This is a genomic window from Saccharospirillum sp. HFRX-2, assembly GCF_043196805.1.
Lineage (GTDB): Bacteria > Pseudomonadota > Gammaproteobacteria > Pseudomonadales > Natronospirillaceae > Saccharospirillum.
Genome location: NZ_JBEBMU010000004.1, coordinates 1 through 20019 on the forward strand (window position 1 = coordinate 1; position 20019 = coordinate 20019).

At 55.6% G+C, this 20019-nt stretch carries 20 protein-coding genes; 10 read left to right on the forward strand and 10 right to left on the reverse strand.

Going from position 1 to position 20019, the window contains the following annotated elements:
* The coding region (locus ABMA60_RS09945) for a hypothetical protein (RefSeq protein ID WP_392802286.1) at window positions 1-545 on the reverse strand (545 nt) is incomplete at its 3' end.
* A 317-nt stretch (window positions 546-862) separates the two neighbouring features.
* Here ABMA60_RS09945 and ABMA60_RS09950 point away from each other — a divergent pair.
* From ABMA60_RS09950 to ABMA60_RS09960, 3 genes are all read left to right on the forward strand, one after another.
* The gene (locus ABMA60_RS09950) at window positions 863-1351 is read left to right on the forward strand and encodes a CBS domain-containing protein (RefSeq protein ID WP_392802288.1); all 489 of its coding nucleotides are present in this window, start codon (window positions 863-865) and stop codon (window positions 1349-1351) included.
* A 141-nt stretch (window positions 1352-1492) separates the two neighbouring features.
* Window positions 1493-4549 carry an FAD-binding and (Fe-S)-binding domain-containing protein gene (locus ABMA60_RS09955; protein ID WP_392802291.1) on the forward strand — a complete coding sequence of 1019 codons (3057 nt, stop codon included), beginning with the start codon at window positions 1493-1495 and terminating at the stop codon, window positions 4547-4549.
* Between the two features lie 125 nt (window positions 4550-4674).
* Window positions 4675-6027, forward strand: coding sequence for a class II 3-deoxy-7-phosphoheptulonate synthase (locus tag ABMA60_RS09960; RefSeq protein ID WP_392802293.1), 1353 nt, complete (start codon window positions 4675-4677; stop codon window positions 6025-6027).
* Between the two features lie 219 nt (window positions 6028-6246).
* On the opposite strand, the gene ABMA60_RS09965 is transcribed toward ABMA60_RS09960, so the two are convergent.
* Together ABMA60_RS09965 and ABMA60_RS09970 are read right to left on the reverse strand one after the other, a co-directional pair.
* Complete coding sequence (locus tag ABMA60_RS09965) at window positions 6247-7569, reverse strand: D-alanyl-D-alanine carboxypeptidase family protein (RefSeq protein ID WP_392802296.1); 1323 nt, start codon at window positions 7567-7569, stop codon at window positions 6247-6249.
* A 323-nt stretch (window positions 7570-7892) separates the two neighbouring features.
* A complete protein-coding gene (locus ABMA60_RS09970; protein WP_392802299.1) occupies window positions 7893-8330 on the reverse strand; it encodes a TerB family tellurite resistance protein in 438 nt (145 codons plus the stop codon).
* Between the two features lie 43 nt (window positions 8331-8373).
* On the opposite strand from ABMA60_RS09970, the gene ABMA60_RS09975 reads away from it, so the two are divergent.
* Complete coding sequence (locus tag ABMA60_RS09975; protein WP_392802301.1) at window positions 8374-8760, forward strand: DUF2721 domain-containing protein; 387 nt, start codon at window positions 8374-8376, stop codon at window positions 8758-8760.
* On the opposite strand, the gene dapE is transcribed toward ABMA60_RS09975, so the two are convergent.
* Window positions 8753-9883, reverse strand: a complete 1131-nt coding sequence (gene dapE, locus ABMA60_RS09980; RefSeq protein ID WP_392803111.1) for a succinyl-diaminopimelate desuccinylase — start codon at window positions 9881-9883, stop codon at window positions 8753-8755. The genes ABMA60_RS09975 and dapE overlap by 8 nt on opposite strands.
* A 68-nt stretch (window positions 9884-9951) precedes the next feature.
* On the opposite strand from dapE, the gene ABMA60_RS09985 reads away from it, so the two are divergent.
* Both ABMA60_RS09985 and ABMA60_RS09990 read left to right on the forward strand, forming a co-directional pair.
* A complete protein-coding gene (locus ABMA60_RS09985) occupies window positions 9952-10242 on the forward strand; it encodes a hypothetical protein (protein WP_392802304.1) in 291 nt (96 codons plus the stop codon).
* A complete protein-coding gene (locus ABMA60_RS09990) occupies window positions 10239-10643 on the forward strand; it encodes a hypothetical protein (RefSeq protein ID WP_392802306.1) in 405 nt (134 codons plus the stop codon). Before ABMA60_RS09985 ends, ABMA60_RS09990 begins: the two co-directional genes overlap by 4 nt.
* Before the next feature lie 64 nt (window positions 10644-10707).
* Here ABMA60_RS09990 and ABMA60_RS09995 read toward each other — a convergent pair whose 3' ends face one another.
* A complete protein-coding gene (locus ABMA60_RS09995) occupies window positions 10708-11169 on the reverse strand; it encodes a cold-shock protein (RefSeq protein ID WP_392802308.1) in 462 nt (153 codons plus the stop codon).
* 205 nt (window positions 11170-11374) lie between these two features.
* Between ABMA60_RS09995 and ABMA60_RS10000 the strand changes: the two genes are divergently transcribed.
* Window positions 11375-11581, forward strand: coding sequence for a SlyX family protein (locus ABMA60_RS10000; RefSeq protein ID WP_392802310.1), 207 nt, complete (start codon window positions 11375-11377; stop codon window positions 11579-11581).
* A 131-nt stretch (window positions 11582-11712) separates the two neighbouring features.
* Window positions 11713-14199: a glycerol-3-phosphate 1-O-acyltransferase PlsB gene (gene plsB / locus ABMA60_RS10005; protein WP_392802313.1), complete on the forward strand. Its 2487-nt coding sequence runs from the start codon at window positions 11713-11715 to the stop codon at window positions 14197-14199.
* On the opposite strand, the gene ABMA60_RS10010 is transcribed toward plsB, so the two are convergent.
* The 4 genes from ABMA60_RS10010 to ABMA60_RS10025 all read right to left on the reverse strand — a co-directional run bounded on the left by ABMA60_RS10010 (window position 14169) and on the right by ABMA60_RS10025 (window position 17318).
* Window positions 14169-14930 carry a class I SAM-dependent methyltransferase gene (locus tag ABMA60_RS10010; protein ID WP_392802316.1) on the reverse strand — a complete coding sequence of 254 codons (762 nt, stop codon included), beginning with the start codon at window positions 14928-14930 and terminating at the stop codon, window positions 14169-14171. The genes plsB and ABMA60_RS10010 overlap by 31 nt on opposite strands.
* 2 nt (window positions 14931-14932) lie before the next feature.
* On the reverse strand, window positions 14933-15742 hold the full coding sequence (locus ABMA60_RS10015; RefSeq protein ID WP_392802319.1) for an undecaprenyl-diphosphate phosphatase: 810 nt from the start codon (window positions 15740-15742) through the stop codon (window positions 14933-14935).
* 22 nt (window positions 15743-15764) lie between these two features.
* Window positions 15765-16460, reverse strand: a complete 696-nt coding sequence (gene tsaB / locus ABMA60_RS10020) for a tRNA (adenosine(37)-N6)-threonylcarbamoyltransferase complex dimerization subunit type 1 TsaB (protein ID WP_392802322.1) — start codon at window positions 16458-16460, stop codon at window positions 15765-15767.
* A 138-nt stretch (window positions 16461-16598) separates the two neighbouring features.
* Window positions 16599-17318 (reverse strand): hypothetical protein, encoded by a 720-nt coding sequence (locus ABMA60_RS10025; protein WP_392802324.1) that lies wholly within the window; start codon window positions 17316-17318, stop codon window positions 16599-16601.
* A gap of 509 nt (window positions 17319-17827) precedes the next feature.
* Between ABMA60_RS10025 and ABMA60_RS10030 the strand changes: the two genes are divergently transcribed.
* Window positions 17828-18136, forward strand: coding sequence for a hypothetical protein (locus ABMA60_RS10030; RefSeq protein WP_392802327.1), 309 nt, complete (start codon window positions 17828-17830; stop codon window positions 18134-18136).
* Between the two features lie 5 nt (window positions 18137-18141).
* On the opposite strand, the gene ABMA60_RS10035 is transcribed toward ABMA60_RS10030, so the two are convergent.
* On the reverse strand, window positions 18142-18756 hold the full coding sequence (locus ABMA60_RS10035) for a hypothetical protein (protein WP_392802329.1): 615 nt from the start codon (window positions 18754-18756) through the stop codon (window positions 18142-18144).
* A gap of 286 nt (window positions 18757-19042) precedes the next feature.
* Between ABMA60_RS10035 and ABMA60_RS10040 the strand changes: the two genes are divergently transcribed.
* Complete coding sequence (locus ABMA60_RS10040; RefSeq protein WP_392802332.1) at window positions 19043-20017, forward strand: methyltransferase; 975 nt, start codon at window positions 19043-19045, stop codon at window positions 20015-20017.
* The last annotated feature ends 2 nt before the right edge of the window (window positions 20018-20019 follow it).

Consider the following 20019-nt stretch of genomic DNA (forward strand, 5'->3'; position numbering starts at 1 on the left):
CATTCCGGTTCGTCGGCATTGTCGCTGTCACTGCAGAACAATTCCTGGCAGACGGGATCGTTGGCATTTTGGTCGTCACTGCAGAACAGTTCTTGGCAAACGGGATCGTTGGCATTTTGGTCGTCGCTGCAGAACAATTCCAGGCAGGCGGGATCGTCGGCATTTTGATCGTCACTGCAGAACAGTTCCAAACAGGCGGGGTAGTCAACATCCGAAGGATCGCAGGTACCATCGCCCCCACCGTTACCATTCCCACACTCGGCAGGCGGCGGGTTTTGGGTGTCACATAACTTGGCACAGTCTGGATCATCCAGATTGAAAGGAAACGTACACACTCCGTCAGAGCCATCTCCAGAGCCGCCATCTCCAGAGCCGCCATTCCCAAATGGATTGTCGATCTCAAAGTTGGGGAGCGGAATGCCCTGTCCTGCATTTCTTTCACCAGCATTTCCCAGTTCATCCGGTGGCTCACAACCAGCCAACGTCAGCAATACGATAAAACTCAGAAGAATGTGTTTAATAGAGAATGAGGTCAGAGCATCCATGATCGTTCCTATGGCCCAAAGGGCACTACTGAGACACGCTGAGTATCTCAGATCATCGTTTAACTCAGCGTTTGAAAAATCGTGGTTTTTTCAGGTTTAGTGGCTGGAAACGATGAAAAAATGACAAATATTTACCCTGCGTTTATTTTTGCCTGACAATTTTTGTCAAAGCGCCGAATGCTGGCATTCTCGTTTTGTAGCTGGTTTCACGGGTTAGCACTCCCGGCGTTTGCCAGCCATTCCTCCCTTGACTATTCTGCTTTTGGTCCCCACGGCTGCACCTGAAAGCCTTTTGCACACCAGGGAGGAAAACGCGGATGAAGCACGACCCACTCACAGTCGCCGATTGCATGACACCAACCCGTGTCACCATTCAAGACACCGCTACCGTTACCGAGGCCGTTCAAATACTGCTGAAGCATCACATTCTGGGCAGTGCTGTGGTTGATCAGGAAGGGCATCTGGTTGGCTACATTTCGGAGCAGGATTGCCTTAAACAACTACTGACCGACAGCTACCACAGTGAAGATGCCGCTCAGGTTGCCGATGTGATGCGTCGCGATGTGCTGACGGTGAACAGCGATATGAGCATTGTCGATCTGGCCCAGACCATGACCGGCGACAAGCCGAAGAAGTATCCAGTGGTTGAACAGCGTCGCTTGATTGGTGAAATCACCCGGACTCAGGTAGTGCAGGCATTACTCAAGCTGCGCGCCTGGCGCCAGGCTTCCGAGACCGGGCGCAAGCGGCCCGTGGTGGGCATGGCCAAGCCACTGGCTGCCCGGGCACCCTCTCCCCGCAACTGAATACGAACTGGCCGGTGCGTTCCAGCGTGCCGGTCAACTCGTAATCAGGGCGCATTTCGTTAGAATACCGGCCTTCCCTGCAACATTGCCGAATACACCGTGCAGAACGAACCAGCGCCAAACGAAACAGTGCCGACCCTGATGATCCCCCGAATAGCTGAAGTCACCCCAGTTCAGAGCCACTACCTGGCCTACATCGATGCGCTCAAAGCCGCTGGCTTTGAAGGCGAGCTCGCGCCGGATTACGCCCACCGCACCGTGCTGGCGACCGACAACTCTATCTATCAGGTATTGCCGCAGGCGGTTATCTTCCCGAAACACGCCGAAGACCTGCAGCGCGCCACCCGCCTGGCCAGCCAGGAGCAATGGCAGGACATCGTACTGAGCCCACGCGGCGGCGGCACCGGTACCAACGGCCAGTCGCTGACCGATGGCATCGTGGTCGATCTATCACGCCATATGAACCGCATTTTGGAAATCAACGCCGAAGAAGGCTGGGCGCGGGTTGAAGCCGGGGTGGTGAAAGATCAGCTCAACGCCGCCTTAAAAGAACACGGCTACTTTTTCGCGCCGGAACTCTCGACCAGCAACCGCGCCACCATCGGCGGCATGATCAATACCGATGCCTCTGGCCAGGGTTCGGTGATGTACGGTAAAACACGCGATCACGTGCTGGCATTAAGCACGGTGCTGCTCGATGGCGAACGCCTCGACAGCGGCCCGCTGTCCGACACTAAACTGGATGAATTAAAGCAGGCACCGGGCCTCACCGGTGCCATTCACCGCACCGTCGATGATGTGCAGCAACGCCGCAGCAAAGACATCGACGCCCGCTTTCCCAAGCTGAACCGCTGCCTGACCGGTTACGACCTGGCGCATATCCGCAACGACGCTGGCCAGTTCGACCTGAACAACATTCTGTGCGGTAGCGAAGGCACGCTCGGCTTTATTGTCGAAGCCAAGCTGAACGTGCTGCGCATCCCCAAATACTCGGCGCTGGTGAACGTACGTTACGATTCGTTCGAAACCTCGCTGCGCGACGCCCAGACGTTAATGCAGGCGCAGCCAACCTCGATTGAAACCGTCGACAGCAAGGTGCTGGGTCTCGCCAAAAACGACATCAGTTGGAACGGCGTGGCAGAGTTTTTCCCGGCCGCCGACGGCGAAGTGGTTGAAGGCATTAACCTGGTGGAATACACCGCCGACGACGAAGCCGAACTGGAAACGGGCATTAAGCGCCTGACTGACAGATTGGATGGATTGGTCGGACAGCCAGGCCAGTGCAACGGCTACACAGTGGCTCGCGGCGCGGCGGCGGTGGGCCGCATCTGGGGTATGCGCAAGCGTGCGGTCGGTTTGCTGGGCAATGCTCAGGGTGAGGCGCGACCGGTGCCCTTTGTTGAAGACACCGCCGTGCCGCCGGAAAACCTGGCCGACTTTATTATGGATTTTCGCGCCGTGCTCGACCGTGAAGGCCTCGCCTACGGCATGTTCGGCCACGTCGATGCCGGTGTACTGCACGTGCGCCCGGCGCTCGATATGAAAGACGAAGCCTCGCTGGCGCGGGTACGGCAAATCACCGACGAGGTGGTTAAGCTGGTGCAAAAATACGGCGGCCTGCTCTGGGGCGAACACGGCAAAGGCGTACGTTCGGAATTCGCACCGAGTTTCTTTGGTGACTTATACCCGGAATTGCAGGCGATCAAACGCGCCTTCGATCCGCACAACCAATTAAACCCGGGCAAGATTGCCACCGCCGAAGCCGACCAGAAGCTGACCATCATCGATGCCGTCACCACGCGCGGCGAACTCGACCGCACCATTCCGCTGAAAAGCTGGCAGCACCAGAAAGAAGCGGTGTACTGCAACGGCAATGGCGCCTGCTACAACTACGACCCCAACGATGCCATGTGCCCGTCCTGGAAAGGCACCCGCGACCGTCGCCAGTCGCCCAAAGGCCGCGCCTCGCTGATGCGTGAATGGTTGCGTGCGCTGGGTGAGCAAGGTGTGAACACTCAGGATATTGCCAACGCCCAACTGAAAAGCTCGGGCTGGAAACAATGGCCGGCGCGCGTCAAAAACAGCCTGTCATTAAAGCGCGGCGATTACGATTTCAGTCAGGAAGTCTACGATTCGATGGCCGGCTGTCTGGCGTGCAAATCGTGCAGCGGCCAGTGCCCAATTAAAGTCGATGTGCCGGAATTCCGCGCCAAGTTTCTGCATCTGTACCACGGCCGTTATCTACGCCCGCTGAAGGATTATTTTATCGGCACGCTGGAGTTTGTGATTCCATTGCTGGCGCGTGCGCCCTTCAAGTGGATCTACAACGGCCTGATGCGCGCCAAGCCGGTGGCCTGGCTGCTCGATCGCGGCGCCGGCATGGTCGACAGCCCCTTGATTCACCGCCACCACCTGGCCAACCTGATGCACCGCTACAACATCGGCTGGGCCAGCCCCAAACGCCTGGCCGCACTGAGCGATGCAGAGCGCCAGCGTTCGGTGGTGATCGTTCAGGATGCCTTTACCTCCTTCTTCGATACCGACACCGTCGGCGACATTCTTAAGTTGTTGCAGCAACTCGGCTTCCGCGTTTGGGTGATGCCCTACCGCGCCAACGGCAAACCGCTGCATGTGCATGGTTTTTTGAGCGCCTTCACCAAGGTCGCAAAACGCCGGCAGAAAGAATTCAATGCCCTGGCGGCGGCCGGTATTCCGCTGGTCGGCATCGACCCCTCGATGACGCTCGCCTACCGCAGCGAATACCGCAAATATCTTGAAGGTGATTTGCCTGAGGTGTTGTTGCTGCAAGAATTCCTCGGCCAGCGGCTTGACCAGTTGGCAAGCGTACGCAGCCAGTTCCGCCCGGGCCGGGTGCAGTTGCTCGGCCATTGCACCGAGAAAACCAACGCCGCCGCCAGCATGGCCGAATGGAGCAAGATTTTCGCAGCCCTGGGCCAGGAGCTGACGCTGAAAAACGTTGGCTGCTGCGGCATGGCCGGCACCTATGGCCACGAAAGCCGTAACCGCCAGACCTCGGAACGCATCTACGATCTGTCCTGGCGCGAGGTCATCGACAGCGAACCGAGCGAAGGCCTGGTTGCCACCGGCTATTCTTGCCGCTCTCAGGTTAACCGGCTGCAAGGCGTGCAGTTGCGTCATCCATTGCAGTTTTTGGCCGGTCAATATCAGGCCGACTGAGCCACCGATAGACTGCATTACCGAATTCGTCATAGTTTTCGGTAATGCAGTGCATAACATGCAGCCGCTCGCCTTTTAAGGCAAAATCGCGCTTCTGCTCATACTCAAATCATTCAGGAAGCACGATGACAAGCTGGACGCCCGATTCCTGGCGCACTAAAACCATCCGCCAGATGCCCACCTACCCGGACCAGGCCGCGCTGGAAGCGGTTGAACGCGAACTGGCCGGTCAGCCGCCGCTGGTGTTTGCCGGCGAAGCGCGCGAACTGAAAGCACAACTGGCCAAGGTAGCCCGGGGCGAGGCGTTCTTGCTGCAAGGCGGCGACTGCGCCGAGAGCTTTAAAGAGTTCAACACCAACCACATCCGCGACACCTTTATGGTGCTGCTGCAAATGGCCGTGGTGCTGACCTTCGGTGGCCAGAGCCCGGTGGTGAAAATCGGTCGCATGGCCGGCCAGTTTGCCAAGCCGCGCTCGTCCGACAGCGAAACCCAGGGCGATGTGACCCTGCCCGCTTATCGCGGCGACATCATCAACGGCATCGACTTCGACGAAGCCTCGCGCACGCCGGACCCGCAGCGCATGCTCAAGGCCTATCATCAGTCGTCATCGACGCTGAACCTGCTGCGCGCTTTCGCTCAGGGTGGTTTGGCTGATCTGCACAAGGTGCATCAGTGGAATCTGGGTTTCGTTGAGAAAAGCCCGCAAGGCGAACGCTACCAGCACTTCGCCGATATGATCGACGATACCCTGGCCTTTATGAGCGCCTGCGGTATTTCGCCGGACAACACGCCACAGATTCGCGAGACGTCTTTCTACACCTCACACGAAGCGCTGCTGCTGCCTTACGAGCAGGCATTGACGCGCCAGGACAGCCTGACCGGCGACTGGTACGACTGCGCTGCGCATATGGTGTGGATCGGCGATCGCACCCGTCAGCTCGACAGCGCTCATATCGAATTCTGCCGCGGGATTAACAACCCGCTGGGCCTGAAAACCGGTCCGAGCACCGATCCGGATGAGCTGATCAAACTGATCGATATTCTCAACCCGAAAAACGAACCGGGCCGGCTGAACCTGATTGTGCGCATGGGCGCCGATAAGATCGCCGATTACTTCCCGGCGTTGCTGCAGCGAGTCAAAGCAGAAGGCAAAGAGGTGGTGTGGAGCTCGGACCCCATGCACGGCAATACTATCAAGACCGACAACGGCTACAAAACCCGCGCCGTCGATTCGATTCTTTCCGAAGTGAAGGATTTCTTCCAGATTCACCGCGCCGAAGGCACTCACGCAGGCGGTGTGCATTTCGAAATGACCGGCCGCAACGTCACCGAGTGCATCGGCGGTGCTTTCCAGATCACCGAACACGATCTGGCCGAGCGCTATCACAGCCACTGTGACCCACGATTGAATGCCGATCAGGCGTTGGAATTGGCGTTTCTGATTGCAGATGCGGTGAAGACCGCGCGCGGTCGCTGAGGCGACCTGCTTGACGGGAGACGGGAGACGCAGGCTAGGTTTTCGCTAATCGGCGCCCTGCGTTTCCCGTCAAGCGTCTTCCACGGGTCGTGTCAGACTGCTAGGGGTCGCTAGCGCGACCCTGCTGGACGGGAGCGGAGTGCCGCCCAGACGTGAGACGCTAGCTAGGTTTTCGCTAATCAGCGTCTTCCGTTAAGCGTCAAGCGTCTCCCATCAGAGTCAGACGACTCTGATATGCCATGGCTCAAAACGCACGCCGAATTCGTTGTCCTGGGTGTAGCGAATGTGCACAAAACCCAGGTCACGCAGACGCTTGTACTCGTCGGTTTCGGCGAAGTCGGACGTGAAGTTGCTGAGCCCGCCGCCGACACGGCCAACGTCGAAATCGCCGATGGCGTGGTAGGAATGTCCCGGCGGTGCCAGTGAACGTGAGGCACGCGAAATGTTGCCTTCGGCCTGCACTACCTTGGCCATAAACAGATGGTATTGCTTGACCACGCCGCGCACACCGCTGGTCAGAATCAACGAATCCCCGACCTGAGCACGCAACTGGTTATAGAAAGTTTCCGACTGGCCACGCAGCAGGAAATGACCGGTGCCCTGAATTTTCTGAATGTCGTTGGCGTTTAACCGGTGATCGAGACGACTGATGACCCGCTCACCGAAAAAGCCCAAATTCCGAACATCGTCATAAAACAACTGTTCCAGATAATTCAATTCCGCCGGCGTGAATTCTCCGATGCGCGGCTGATAACGCGCATAACGCAGCATGTCGTCGAAGGCGATAATATTGAAGTTGCCGTGACCGACATAAGCCTGCACCCGGTTCATGCGCTCCAGTGCCGATACCAGGGTTTGGAAATCGGCAGTGGTCACGAACACATCATCGGAAAAATCGTATTCGAAGTGCTCAACTTTTTGGCGAACTTTCTCAGCCTGGTCCTGCGACTCTTCAACGTAAACCGGCGCATCACTGGTCACCTGGCTTTCATCGAGCAGCGTTTCTGATTGCGCCAGCGTGCTCGGCTCAGTTGCGGGGTCGGGAGTTGTCTCAACAGCAGCCTGCTCAACCTGCGATGGCGTTGAGGTCAATGATTGCTGCGCCGCTTCTTGCCGCGCCAAACGATTCAGGCGCTGTTCACGACTCGGCTGCGGCGCGGGTGTTACGTCGGGCGCTGCTTCAGCCTGAGCGACATTATTCGGTTGCTGTACCGGCGTGTCGGTCAGGGCTTGCTGCTGGGCTTGCTGTCGCGCCAGGGTACGCCGCCAAGCATCACTGCCGGGTTCAACCGGAGTTGGCTGTTGGCTGGCAATATCGCTGGCCGGAGTCGCCGGTGTCGGTTCAGCAACAGGGGAATTGGTTTGGCTTGGATTGGTTGCAGGCTGGGCTGGCGCACTGGCCAGAGTACCTTCATCGGAAACCGGGCCGGATTTCAATGCGTCTTCTGCTGCCTTGCGGGCTTTCTCAGCCTGGCTGATTGCCCATTCCGGTGAAGATCTACGAATCATATCCAAGGTCGCATAACCGGTTCCTGCGGCCATGGCAGAGACCGAAAGCGCCTGAAATAGGAACTGTCTACGATTCACTTCTTTATAACTCCAACCAGAATATATCCTTGCGCCCAGATTGGGGAAAACGGTCAGACAGCCGCTTTCCAATCCGACTGCGGTTGCAGGCAACTGTTCTCGCAACCCGAATTGTCACTAGTATTGACCGAGTTCACAAAGGTTGCAATGTGATGACCCGCTTTGTGAACTCCGATCAACACCTTTGCCGAAATTTAGGTTAAAGAGCGCCAAAATTCCGGCACAAAAAAGCGCCGAATGGACAACATACTGACAAGCGTCAGAAATTTATCGGCCGATTAGCTTGATTGTTGAGCTTCGAGCTTGGCCTGGATGAAGTGACTGTGGTGCAGGTAGAGCATATCGGCGATGCGCCGGATCATATGCTCTTCGAGTTTATCGATATTGTTATCAGCCAAGGCGGTGCGCCACAGGTCGACAATCAGATCGTATTTTTGATCTTCGTTGAAGCGATCGTTAATCGCTCGGGTGAAAGGATACAAATCGGGGCTTTCATTATGGCGTTGCTGTGCTTTTTGCACCAGCGACGTGGCCGTTGCTTTGTCGTCTCCGGTACGAATGGCGAGACGTTCGGCAATCAGATCGACCTCGCGTTCGTCCAGATCCTGATCGGCCAGCATGATCTCAACCATCAAAACCGTCGCCGCTTCTTCGGCGCTTAATTCATCGGGTGCTTGCTGTGGTGCTTCAAACCAACCCAGCAATTTGGCTAACATACGACTCTCCTCCCCTTGCTGAACGCCGGAGTGTAGCAAGCTGATGAATTTGACCACACCCGCTTTACTCTTTCCCGCCATTTCGCTGTTATTGCTGGCGTATACCAACCGTTTTCTGGTGGTCGCGCAATTAATTCGCACCTTGATCCGGCAAAACCAGGATGATCCGAACAGCGATCTGACCGACCAGATTCTTAATCTGAAAATTCGCATTGAAGCCATTCGCCGCATGCAGGTACTTGGCGTACTCGCCTTTATTGGTTGCGTGCTGGCGATGTTCTTTCTGTTTCTCGACCAGTCGATGCTGGGCACCGGCTGTTTTGCACTGTCGCTGATCTTGCTGGTGGCGTCGCTGTGCTTCAGTCTTTATGAAGTGCAGATCAGCGGTCGCGCGCTGAATCTGCAGCTCAAAGGCCTGGAATTTAAGTAAGTAGGTTTTCCATGACCGCCAGGTAGAGCTCGGTCAGTTGATCCAGGTCGGCAATGGCGACGCATTCATCGACTTTATGAATGGTGGCGTTGACCGGCCCCAGCTCAACCACCTGAGCGCCGGTCGGGGCAATAAAGCGACCATCGGAAGTGCCGCCGGCAGTCGATAGCTGGGTTTCAAATCCCATCACATCCTGTACCGCCTGAGTGGCGGCCTGCACCAGCGCGCCGCGCTCGGTCAAAAACGGCTGACCTTTCACTTCAAAACGCAGCTCATATTCGAGTTCGTGTTTATCGAGCAGTACCCGCACTCGCTGCTGCAATTGCTCGGCCGTCACTTCGGTGCTGAAGCGGAAACTGAACACCAGATGCGCCTCGCCAGGAATGACATTAGTGGCGCCGGTACCGGACTGGAAATTGGCAATCTGAAAACTGGTCGGCGGGAAAAAATCGTTGCCTTCATCCCAGACTTCGGTGCTGAGATCGGCAATGGCTGGCGCCACCCGGTGCACCGGATTACTGGCCAGATGCGGATAAGCAACATGGCCCTGAATGCCTTTAACGGTCAAATAACCCAGCATGGAACCGCGCCGGCCGTTTTTAATCACATCGCCGACTTTATCGGTGCTGGAGGGTTCGCCGACCACCGCCCAGTCGATGCGTTCACCGCGCTCAACCAGCGTATCGACCACCCGAGTGGTGCCGTTGTAGGCGTCGCCTTCTTCATCAGAGGTAATCAAAAACGCCAGTCGACCCGGATGATTCGGGTGCTTCTTGGCAAAACGTTCGGCCGCGACGGTCATCGCCGCCAGACTGCCTTTCATATCAGCCGCGCCACGTCCGTACAGATAACCGTCAGACTCGGTCGGCTCGAACGGCGGAAAGCGCCATTGGCTGGCGTCGCCAGTGGGTACCACATCGGTATGGCCGGCGAACACCAATAAGGGTCCACCTTCGCCGTGAACAGACCACAGATTATCAACGTCCTCAAAACGCATCGGCTCATTACGGAAGCCCACGGCGGCCAAACGTTCGGCAAGCAGTGCCTGGCAACCGGCGTCTTCGGGTGTGACAGAGGAGCGAGCGATAAGATCTTTGGCCAAAGCCAGGGTGGCGGACGACATGGACAACCTTTGTGCAGCGGGTTTGGAGCGCGCTATCATACGGTTAAATGCCTTCAGCGTCATCGCCCATGCTGTCCCGATTATCTGCCGTGCGCTCTGTTTTGGTCGATTGGCTGCGCCGCCAAACCGAGTCGCCCAGACGAGCGTTAAAACAATTCACCACCGGCGGTTTTATCTTCTGCGCCGGCATGATGGTGGTGGTTTTTACCGACCAGTTGCTTGATCCGAGCATCACTCAGGAAGCCGTTTCGCTCTTTGGTTTGCTGTTAATTCTGGCTGGTGGACTTTATGCTCTGGGTGGTTATCTGGCGCTCAGCGTTTTTCGTGTTTTATTGTTTATATTGGAACCTCGCCCGTGACCCATCACCGCGCTTCTGACATCGAAATTTATCTCAAGGGGATTGGTGTTGCCGATCTCGAACCTTGGCTCACCGACCAACTGGATGACCTGACCGCGACCAAGCGCGTCGCCGGCATGCCCAAAAATGCACGGTCCTTTCAAGGTATCTGGGAAGGCGAACGCTTCACCATCGTGGTGCTGGAAAAAGAGATCGAGGGTTTTACCAGCCTGTGGCTGAACAGCCCTGACCTGCCCTGGCGCGACGATTTGGAATGCGCGCTCACTGCAGCGGCGCATTTTCAGCGCGAAGTGCGCATTGCCGCCGATAGTTGGCAGGAAGGTGCCGACCCCGATGCCTGGATCAGCGTGCAACCCGATGGCAGCCAGACACAGATCACCTGGCAAACCGCAGGCGCTTAAGCCTGATTCGACTGACATAAAAAAAGCGAGCCAGGCTCGCTTTTTTAGTGTTGCCGCTCAACCATCAACGCTGGCGGACCACAGTTACGTCTTCAGCCTGCAGGCCTTTGGTGCTTTCAACCACACCAAACTTAACGCGCTGACCTTCCTGCAACGAACGATGACCGCGCCCGCGGATAGAACGGAAATGCACGAACACATCTTCGCCGCTATCGCGGGTGATAAAACCGAAACCCTTGCTGACGTTGAACCATTTGACGATGCCTTCTTCGCGGGTGTCGACGTCGATTTCAGACAAAATAGGCTGGGCAATATACTGTGCCAGTGTTGTCAGAATGAGCATAACCAGCGCGGCTATTGCATAGGCACTCCACTCAACCGGATGAACCCGTGCATCGGTCAGTTCGTCCAGAGTCCAGGTTTCAGGTACGGATGACAGCGATAAGGACGCCGCCATGATAACGGGGCCAGGAACAGCCACCAGCAGGGAAACCCCTGTTCGAATAAAAAACGCTTTCAACTTCATAGTGTCCACTCAGATGTTGTTGTCTTTATGACGCTCTGTCTTTAGATACGCTATGCTGTCGCCCGCTATGGTGTTTGATTGGCAGCGCCGGCGGGCCTGACGTCCTGTCCTGAATCATGCTATGCAGTTAACGACAGAAAAAATCCCTGTAACGGCCGTCATAATGCCAAAAACCGCCGTAAAAACCAGCCCTGGAACACTGAACATGAGCGATACCGACCGCCTGATTGACCTGGAAACCCGCCTGACTCACCTGGACGACACCCTGGAAGCGCTGGATCAAGTGGTGATCGCCCAACAGGACCGCATTGAACGCCTGGAACGTGCTTTAGAGCGCGTACTGTCGGACCAACAAAGCCTGCGCGATGCCTTGCCTGAGGACATCGACAACAAACCGCCACCGCATTATTGAATTGGCCGCTCATCGCCGTTGCGCATGCCAACGACGAATCAGACGATTGACCGCGCTCGGGCACTGGGCTGAACCACCCCCAATCCGTTACACTCGCGCCTTTCATCGGCCAATTCATAGGACACCTCATCATGCGGTCCCTGTTCGACCTGATCGGTCGCTTTGCTCAAACCATCCTGTTCTGGTGGGTCCGACTCGATAACCAACCCGCCAAGATCGATCTGGAACCCTTAAAGCAGGCACGCACCGTTGTTTATATTCTCGAACAACAGTCCACGGCCGATGCCATGGTTTTGGACCGCCAATGCCGCAAAATGGGTCTGCCCGACCTTAGCCGGCGTCTGCAACTGGAAGGTTTGGAAAAACGTCGCCCGGTTATTGCCCTGCACGCCCGCCCTTCGGTATTGCGTCGCCGCCGTTCCGGTATAACGCCGGTTTTATCGCAACTGCTGGATCATCTGCGCGATCATCCGCAAGAAGACATCCTGCTGGTGCCCGTCGCGCTGTATTGGGGACGCGGCCCGCGTAAGTCGAACAGCCTGGTCAAGGCTCTGCTCAGTTCTAACTGGAATCTGATCGGCCGCTTCCAAAAGTTGCTGACCATTCTGTTTAACGGTCGCAATACTTTCTTTGAATTAAACGAACCTATTTCCTTACGCCGCCTAGCCGAAGACGAACCGGAACCCAAGATTGCTGCACGCAAGGTCGCGCGGGTTTTACGCATTCACTTCCGCAGGGTGCGTACCGCCGTTATTGGTCCGGATCTGTCGCATCGGCGGGTGTTGATCAGCCAGTTGTTAAACACCGAAGCGGTACGCAAAGCCATTGAACAGCACGCGGCTAACAAGAAAATTCCGCTGGAAAAAGCGCAAAAACTGGCCGCCAAACACGCGACGGATATCGCCGCTGACGTGTCTTACAACGTCATTCGGGTGCTCGATCTGATTTTGTCGTGGTTGTGGAATCGCATCTACAACGGCGTGGAAGTCAGCGGTATCGAACCGGTGCGTGAATTGGCGCGCGATCACGCCATCGTTTACGTGCCCTGCCATCGCAGCCATATGGATTATCTGCTGCTAAGCTACTCACTCTATTACCAGGGCCTGAACGTGCCCCATATTGCCGCCGGCGAAAACCTGAATATGCCGGTGGTGGGCAGCATTCTGCGCCGTGGTGGCGCCTTCTTTATCCGCCGCCGCTTCGGTGGCGATAAACTCTATACCGCCGTTTTCAACGAATACATTCACAGCGTTTTTTCCCGCGGTTATCCGGTTGAGTATTTTATTGAAGGCGGTCGTTCGCGTACCGGTCGTATGCGCCATCCGGCCACCGGTACCCTGGCCATGACGGTGCGCAGTCATCTGCGCGATTACACCCGGCCGGTGGTCTTTATTCCGGTCTATATCGGTTACGAAAAGGTCTTGGAATCGCGCTCTTATCTGGGTGAATTACGCGGCAAGGAAAAGAAAAAAGAAAACCTGTTCGATCTGGTTAAAACCGTACGCAAACTGAAAAACTACGGCCATGTTTATCTCAACTTTGGCCAGCCAATGGCGCTGAGCCAACTGCTCGATGACCACAACCCGGACTGGCGCAATCACCAATACAGCGCTGAAGACAAACCCGGCTGGCTGGTGCCTTTCGTTGATAAGTTGGCGAGCCAGGTCTGCACCCGCATCAACCAGGCTGCGGCGCTGAACCCGATCAATCTGGTGGCTCTGACGCTGTTGGCAACCTCCCACCGGGCCATCGATGGCGCCCTGTTGCGCCGACAACTGACGCTGCTCGGTGCCTTGCAGCAACACCATCCTTACAGTCCGTTCATCACCCTGCCGGAAGGCGACGCCGATGACTGGATCGAATACGCTCTGGCCATGGGCACCTTGCGGCATATTCCGCAAAAGCTCGGCGACCTCTACGGTTTCGACAGCCAAAACGCCGTGTTGATGGCCTACTACCGCAACAACATCCAGCATCTTTATGCGCTGCCGGCGTTGATTGCGGCGTTGCTCGGTCAAGGTCAGGGCATTGATGAAAAATCACTGAAGGATGGCGTCAAACTGATCTACCCCTATGTGCGCACCGAATTATTCCTCGATATCAGTGCTGAAGAAGCGGCCGACAGTGTGCCGATCTGGCTGGCGTGCCTGGCCAAACAACAATTGATTTTCCAGGACCAGGAACGTTGGTACGCCGCCGATAAAGGTTCGGCTAACCGACTGCAACTGGAACTGCTGGCTGCCATCATGCTGCCGACTCTGGAGCGCTATTTGCTGACGCTGGCGGTGTTGATTCGTCTGGGTTCGGCCAAAGCTTCCACCAAGGAGCTGGAGAACCAATCGCAACAGATGGCGCAGCGTTTGTCGGTATTGAACGGTCTGGATGCGCCGGAGTTCTTCGATAAGGACTTGTTTAAGTACTTTATTCAGACGCTCAAGCAACAGGGCGTGGTCAGCGTCAATGCCGACAGCTGTATTGTGTTCGATGATCGTCTGCCGCGCGTGGTACGCGCTTCCGATCAGGTAGTTCCGGCAGAGGTGTTGTACAACATCATGCAGGTGACCAGCCTGGGCGAGACCAGCAGCGATCAGTCTGAAGAAATGGAACGCAAGGCGTAGATATCAAAGCGATTGCTTTTGCCGGTCAACGCATAGCTCGGCGCCTGTTCTGCCAAAACCGGCGCCAGGCGCGGACGTTTCACCACCACACGTAAGCGGGCAGCGGCCAAAGCGGCAGGCAATAAGGCATCAGCGTCGGCATCACCGCCCACCAGTTGCTGAAACATCGCCATGGGTTTTTTCACCGCTGCTTTGCGTGGCCCTTCGGGAAACATCGGATCGAGATAAACCACGTCGGCCGCCTCGATATCGGCCAGGCTTTGCGACTGCGGCAATAATGCCATCCGCATCGCCGCCTCTATGCCGGCCAGCTGAGCTCTGGCCAGCCCATCGCTGAGCAGCAAATAAACCCAGGGATGACGTTCCAGCAGACGCACCTCGGCGCCCAGCCCGGCTAACACAAAGGCGTCCTGCCCCAGCCCGGCGGTTGCATCAATCACCTCCAACTGGGCGCGCTGATGCAAACCCACCGCCTTGGCAATCGCCTGAGAGCGTCCGCCACCGTATAGCTGTCGGTGACGCGCCTTGCCGCCGACAAAATCGACCAGCACCGGTTTTTGCTGAGGCTGACCGCCATCGACCAAACCCAGGCAGCCATCCTGCACCGTTAAAAACAACCTATCCGTGGGTTGCGCTAACCACTGCACGTCCAGCCCGGCCAAGGCTTGCTGAGTTTCAGCCAGCAGCTGTTGACGTTGGTTGCGATCCGCCAGAACCGGAATAGCGGCCATGCTCAGCTCCAGAAATAGACCGCCAGTAAGAGCGCGCCCAAGGCAAAGCGATACAATACAAAGGGCAGAAAACCAACGCGTTCAATCCATTTCAGGAATACAGCGATACACAGATAAGCGCTGAGGCCCGACAACAATACTCCGGCGAGAATTTCACCCCAATAGACCGGCAGCGCTGATTGCGCCAACTCCAGCCCTTTCAACAAAGCCGCCGCTGCGATCAACGGAATGGACAGCAAAAAACTGAACCGCGCCGCCTGAGTTTTTTGAAAACCCAGGGCCAGAGCAGCGGTCATAGTAATACCACTGCGTGAGGTGCCGGGTATCAAAGCCACGGCCTGCGCTGCACCGATGATCAATACCGAGCGCCAACCAAGCTGCGACAGATCATGATTGGCACCACTGCGACGATCCGACCACCACAGCAAGGCACCAAAAACAATGGTCGCCACGGCGATCACCAGCATGGAACGCAAATGCTGTTCGATGAAATCTTCCAACAATAAACCGGCCAGACCCGCCGGTATGGTGCCGAGAATAACCCACCAGGCGAGTCGGCTGTCGGCCGTTGCATGAGGTTTGCGAGCAAGACTCGCCAGCCAGGCAGTCAGCATGGCCCAGACATCGCGTCGAAAATAACCGACAACAGCCAGCAGCGAGCCAAGATGAACGGCAACATCGAACGCCAGCCCCTGATCCGGCCAACCCAACAATTGCGACGGCAAAATCAGATGGGCGGAACTCGAAATCGGCAAAAATTCGGTCAGGCCCTGAACCAGAGCCAGGATAATGACTTGCAAATCACTGAGCACAACAATGTCCTTATAACAGCGATCAGGAGCCAACCTTGGGCTTGTTATCCCAGGTGACCTTATCGCGTAAATAAATCGGTAAAGCCGACTCCGGCGGCAGTGCCAAACCAGGATCGGCCGCCAAACGTCGCTGCGCCAAACGCGCGGCAACCGCAGCCTTGGGTAAGGTCAGGGTTATTTCCCGGGTCGACAGATGGGTTTGCCATGGCTGCGAAAAACCATAGTCGGTTAACCAGCCATTACCCACCAACCGAACATCGGACGACGGCTCGGGCAATGTTGCCGGATCGATTAATTGTTCTTTATCCAGCAGAGCCGGCAGACCATCCGCATCCATTTGATAACGGGCAAAATACAGTTCCTGCATGCGCGCATCCAACGCCACCCAGACTTGCTCACCCAACTGGCAATCTTCATACGCCAGCGTTTCCAGTGTACTGACCGGCAAGATGGGACAGTCGGCGCCCAGGGCGATGCCTTGAGCCACACCGGCAGCAATGCGAATGCCGGTAAAGGAACCCGGACCACGGCCATATACAACGGCGTCCAGACTGCGCTTGGCCCAACCGGCTTCGGTAAAAAGCGCATCCAGTCGGGGCAGCAGTTGGCGAGCATGTTGACGGGGTAATTCTTCATGAATGCTGAGCTCGGTATCGGGCCCGAGCAATGCCAGCGAACACACGTCAGCGGTGGTATCGATGGCCAATAATCGAAGCATGAGATCTCTTCCAGCCTGGCGGCGCTGTCGCCGTTATGAAAAACCGGCAGTTTATCACAGCCAGGCGGCCGGCCAGCTATCGCGCCCATAAAAAAAGCCACCCGAAGGTGGCTTTCTTGTTGTCGACTATCCCGAAAATCAGGCTTTCTTCTTGGGAGGACGACCCGGTCCGCGTTTTTTCTTGGGACCTGGTTTTTGCTTAGTCGCTTCTTTCTTTTCCAAAGCTTTGACCTTGGCCTTGATCTTGCGAGCGTTGGCTTTGATCTTCGCTTCTTCTTTGGTGCGGAAAGTTTTCAGCTTTCTAACGTCTTTCTTCTTACGAGCGGCACGCCATTGAGATTCGAACTTGGCCAATGCACCGGCCAGATCTTCTTCCAGCTTGGCGGTCAGGTTCAGTTCCTGCTCGGCAACCCGCAAATCGACCTTGGCTTTATACTCTTCAGCCTGGGCTTCGATTTCTGCAACTTTCAAATCGAACTTAGCAGCTTTAACAGCCTGCTTGGCTGCGGTTACTGCATCGCGAGCTGTTTTTTCCTGGCTCAGAGCCGTATCCAGTTGACGCTTAGCCGCCGGTGTTTTAACGGTGGAGGCCTTGGTACGAGCCGTCATTTTTTTCGCTGCAGCGGCACCCAGTTTCGCCTCTGCTTTCACAACGTCAGCTTCGGCTTTATCCAATTTACGGGTAGCGGATACAACGCCAGCCGTCATAACTGGTTCAGCGACTGTTGCTTTCGCTTTGGCTTTACGTGCAGTGGATTTACGTGCGGTGGATTTCTTTGCCGCAGTTTTTTTCGGCGTACGCTTAGAGCCCGGCTTGGGTCCGCGCTTGGCCGCAGTTTTTTTCTTGGCAGCTGCCATCCTTTTCTCCTTATGTTGGAATCATCGAATTTATTCGATTAAACCCGTGAACAATTTAGTCAGTTGAAACCTAAGATGCAAATTACTGCAATAAAAAAGTAAGTAAAACTCTACTCAAACAGGAACAATTAAAATGTGAAGTGATTCCAATATCAATTTCTGAACTAAAATCCTAATTGTGACTTAACCGATCACGCATTAATTTTTGATCAAATCCGGGAAAAAGCAATAACAAAAAAGCCGCAGTCGATATATTGAAATTGAGCCGGGAAATGAATTTTTTGATCGTTTGATGACCACGCATCACGCCTTGGCAATAGCTTTCAATTACAAAGAACTACAAAGTAAAAACCTTTATTTTTCAATGCACTAAGAGTAAGTGCGCGCTAACATCGGGTTACCGACATCTTATCCACAAACACTCCCCAGACTTATCCGTTGCCAGCCAATCCATCCCGGCGGTAGCTTGACCGCGCTGCATTCAAGCTAATCTGACAGAGGGACTCAAAGTGGCAGTTTCCGCTCAAGTGATGGTTGAGGCGTCTTCATCGCTGGTCTTTTTACGTCGTCAGCAGGTCGCCGACATGATTGTGGAATTATCGTTTAACGAAGCAGCGCGTCAGCGGCTGCCACAGCTGAAGGGCTTACTGATCGATTCCCTGCAGCAGTTGCCTGAAGCCTGTTTTATTGCCGATGACTGGACTCAGATCCTGTCACAGGTTGTACAGGCGCTGATGAACCCTGGAACCCAAGGCGGCAGCACCCTGCCCACCCATTTGCAATGTGCCCTTGGTCAACTGCAACGCCGTCTGCAATAGCGGAATCAGTCTGCGTAAGGTTCCAGTTGAGTTAACTGCCATTGCTGGTCTTGCCACACCAGGGTCGCTACGCCGTTTAACGGCTGATTAACACTGCTCTTCAAACGTTCCAGGCGCGGCTCCTGATCAAAAGCCGGTGCCCAGAGCCATTCTGCCAGTTGGTCGGCAACCCATTGGAAATGAATTTCGGCGCGGGTGGCGTCCGTCGCCGAGGATGTCACCCAGATTTCCCCCGTTCCGATCAATTGGGCGTGACCAAAGCGCACCGGTGCCTGGCGTATCATCAAAGGACGATCATAACGGTGCGCGCCAATACGACGGGTCAACAGACCATCGGTATTCAGGGCTCGTTCGGTGGCGATCATCGGTTGCCGATCCATCAACCCTTCGGCGACCAACACATTCATCTGCGCAATCAATCGATCGTGTTCACCGTCGACCAACATCGCCGGCAGCGAAGGCATATTGAATTGCATGGCGTTGGGAGTCAGACGCGGTTCGATCAGATTGATGGCAATCAGCCGCAGTTGCTGACGAGCGTGACCCGTGGCGCCGTAGCCGAAACTCAGCGTCGGTAATATCAGCAATAACAGTGAGAAAAAAACAGTCTTAGCGGCCATAACGTTTGTCACCCGCGCCAGATGGCGCTGTTGAGCCTGGAAAGTTTCTATTATGTCGGTACGGCACTAAAAATCTTGATGTTAGAAGACAATCGTTCAACAAATCGCCCTTCAAATTGAGCAGTTGTTCTATAGTCAAATAACTGTTGGTCGTAGCAGCAGCAGTAATGGTGACTACTCCCTAACTGGGGTTTTACCCCACTTTGATGCGGATATCTTCCCCGGTATCCGCTTTTTTTATAAGCGCTGGTACACTGCGCCTCCCCTATTATTAAAGCGACTTGCAATGCACCCTTGCTGGCAAATACTGGAACGCCACCGCGACAGCCTGGACGCCTCTTCAGTTCTGTGGCTCGACCCGCCCGAGACTCATCCGCTGATCAAAGCCGGCGATCACTGCATTACGCCCAATCGCGCTTTGCATATTCAACAACCCGATCGGTGGTTGGCACCCGATAGGGCGTGGCCGGAATCTGTCGATCAACTGGTACTGTTCTACCCCAAAGCCAAAGGTCGATTGGAATGGTGGTTGCGTCAAATTCAACAGCATTTGGCGTCTGCCAGGCTGTGGATAGCGGGAGAAAATCTCGGCGGTATCAAAAGTCTGCCCAAACGCGTTGCGCCCTGGGCCGCTTGCGACAAACTCGACAGTGCCCGCCACTGCGGTTTGTTTGAGATTCAACTGGAAAAACCGTTGCCGACCGATCAGGACTGGCTCAGCTTCGATTGGAACGGCCAAAGTATTTATGCGCTGCCGGGTGTATTCAGTCAGCATCGGTTGGATACCGGCACGGCTGTCTTGCTCGATCAGTTACCCGAGTTATCTGGCAATTTGCTGGAGTTGGGTTGCGGCTCGGGTGTGCTCAGTCTGGCATTGCTCAACAGCAATCCAGAAAATAAGTTGACGACCTTGGACATTGATTGGTTGGCGACCACCTCGACCGAGCGCACCTTGAGTGAAGCCGGCGTTGCCGATCGTGCGCAAGTGATCTGGTCTGACGGACTCAGTGAAGTGCCGCCGGCGCGTTATGATCATCTGATCACCAACCCGCCCTTTCATACCGGTTTGCGGACTCACTATGAACCCAGCGAGCGTTTTTTTGCCGTCAGTCATGACTGGCTGAAACCCGGCGGCAGTCTGTGGTGGGTCGCTAACGATTTTCTCGATTACCAGAGGGTGCTGAAAAAAGGCGCGTTCGAAGTACAAGAAGTCACCCAACAACGCGGCTTTCGCGTTTATCGGGCGCTGCGCAAAGGCTGAAC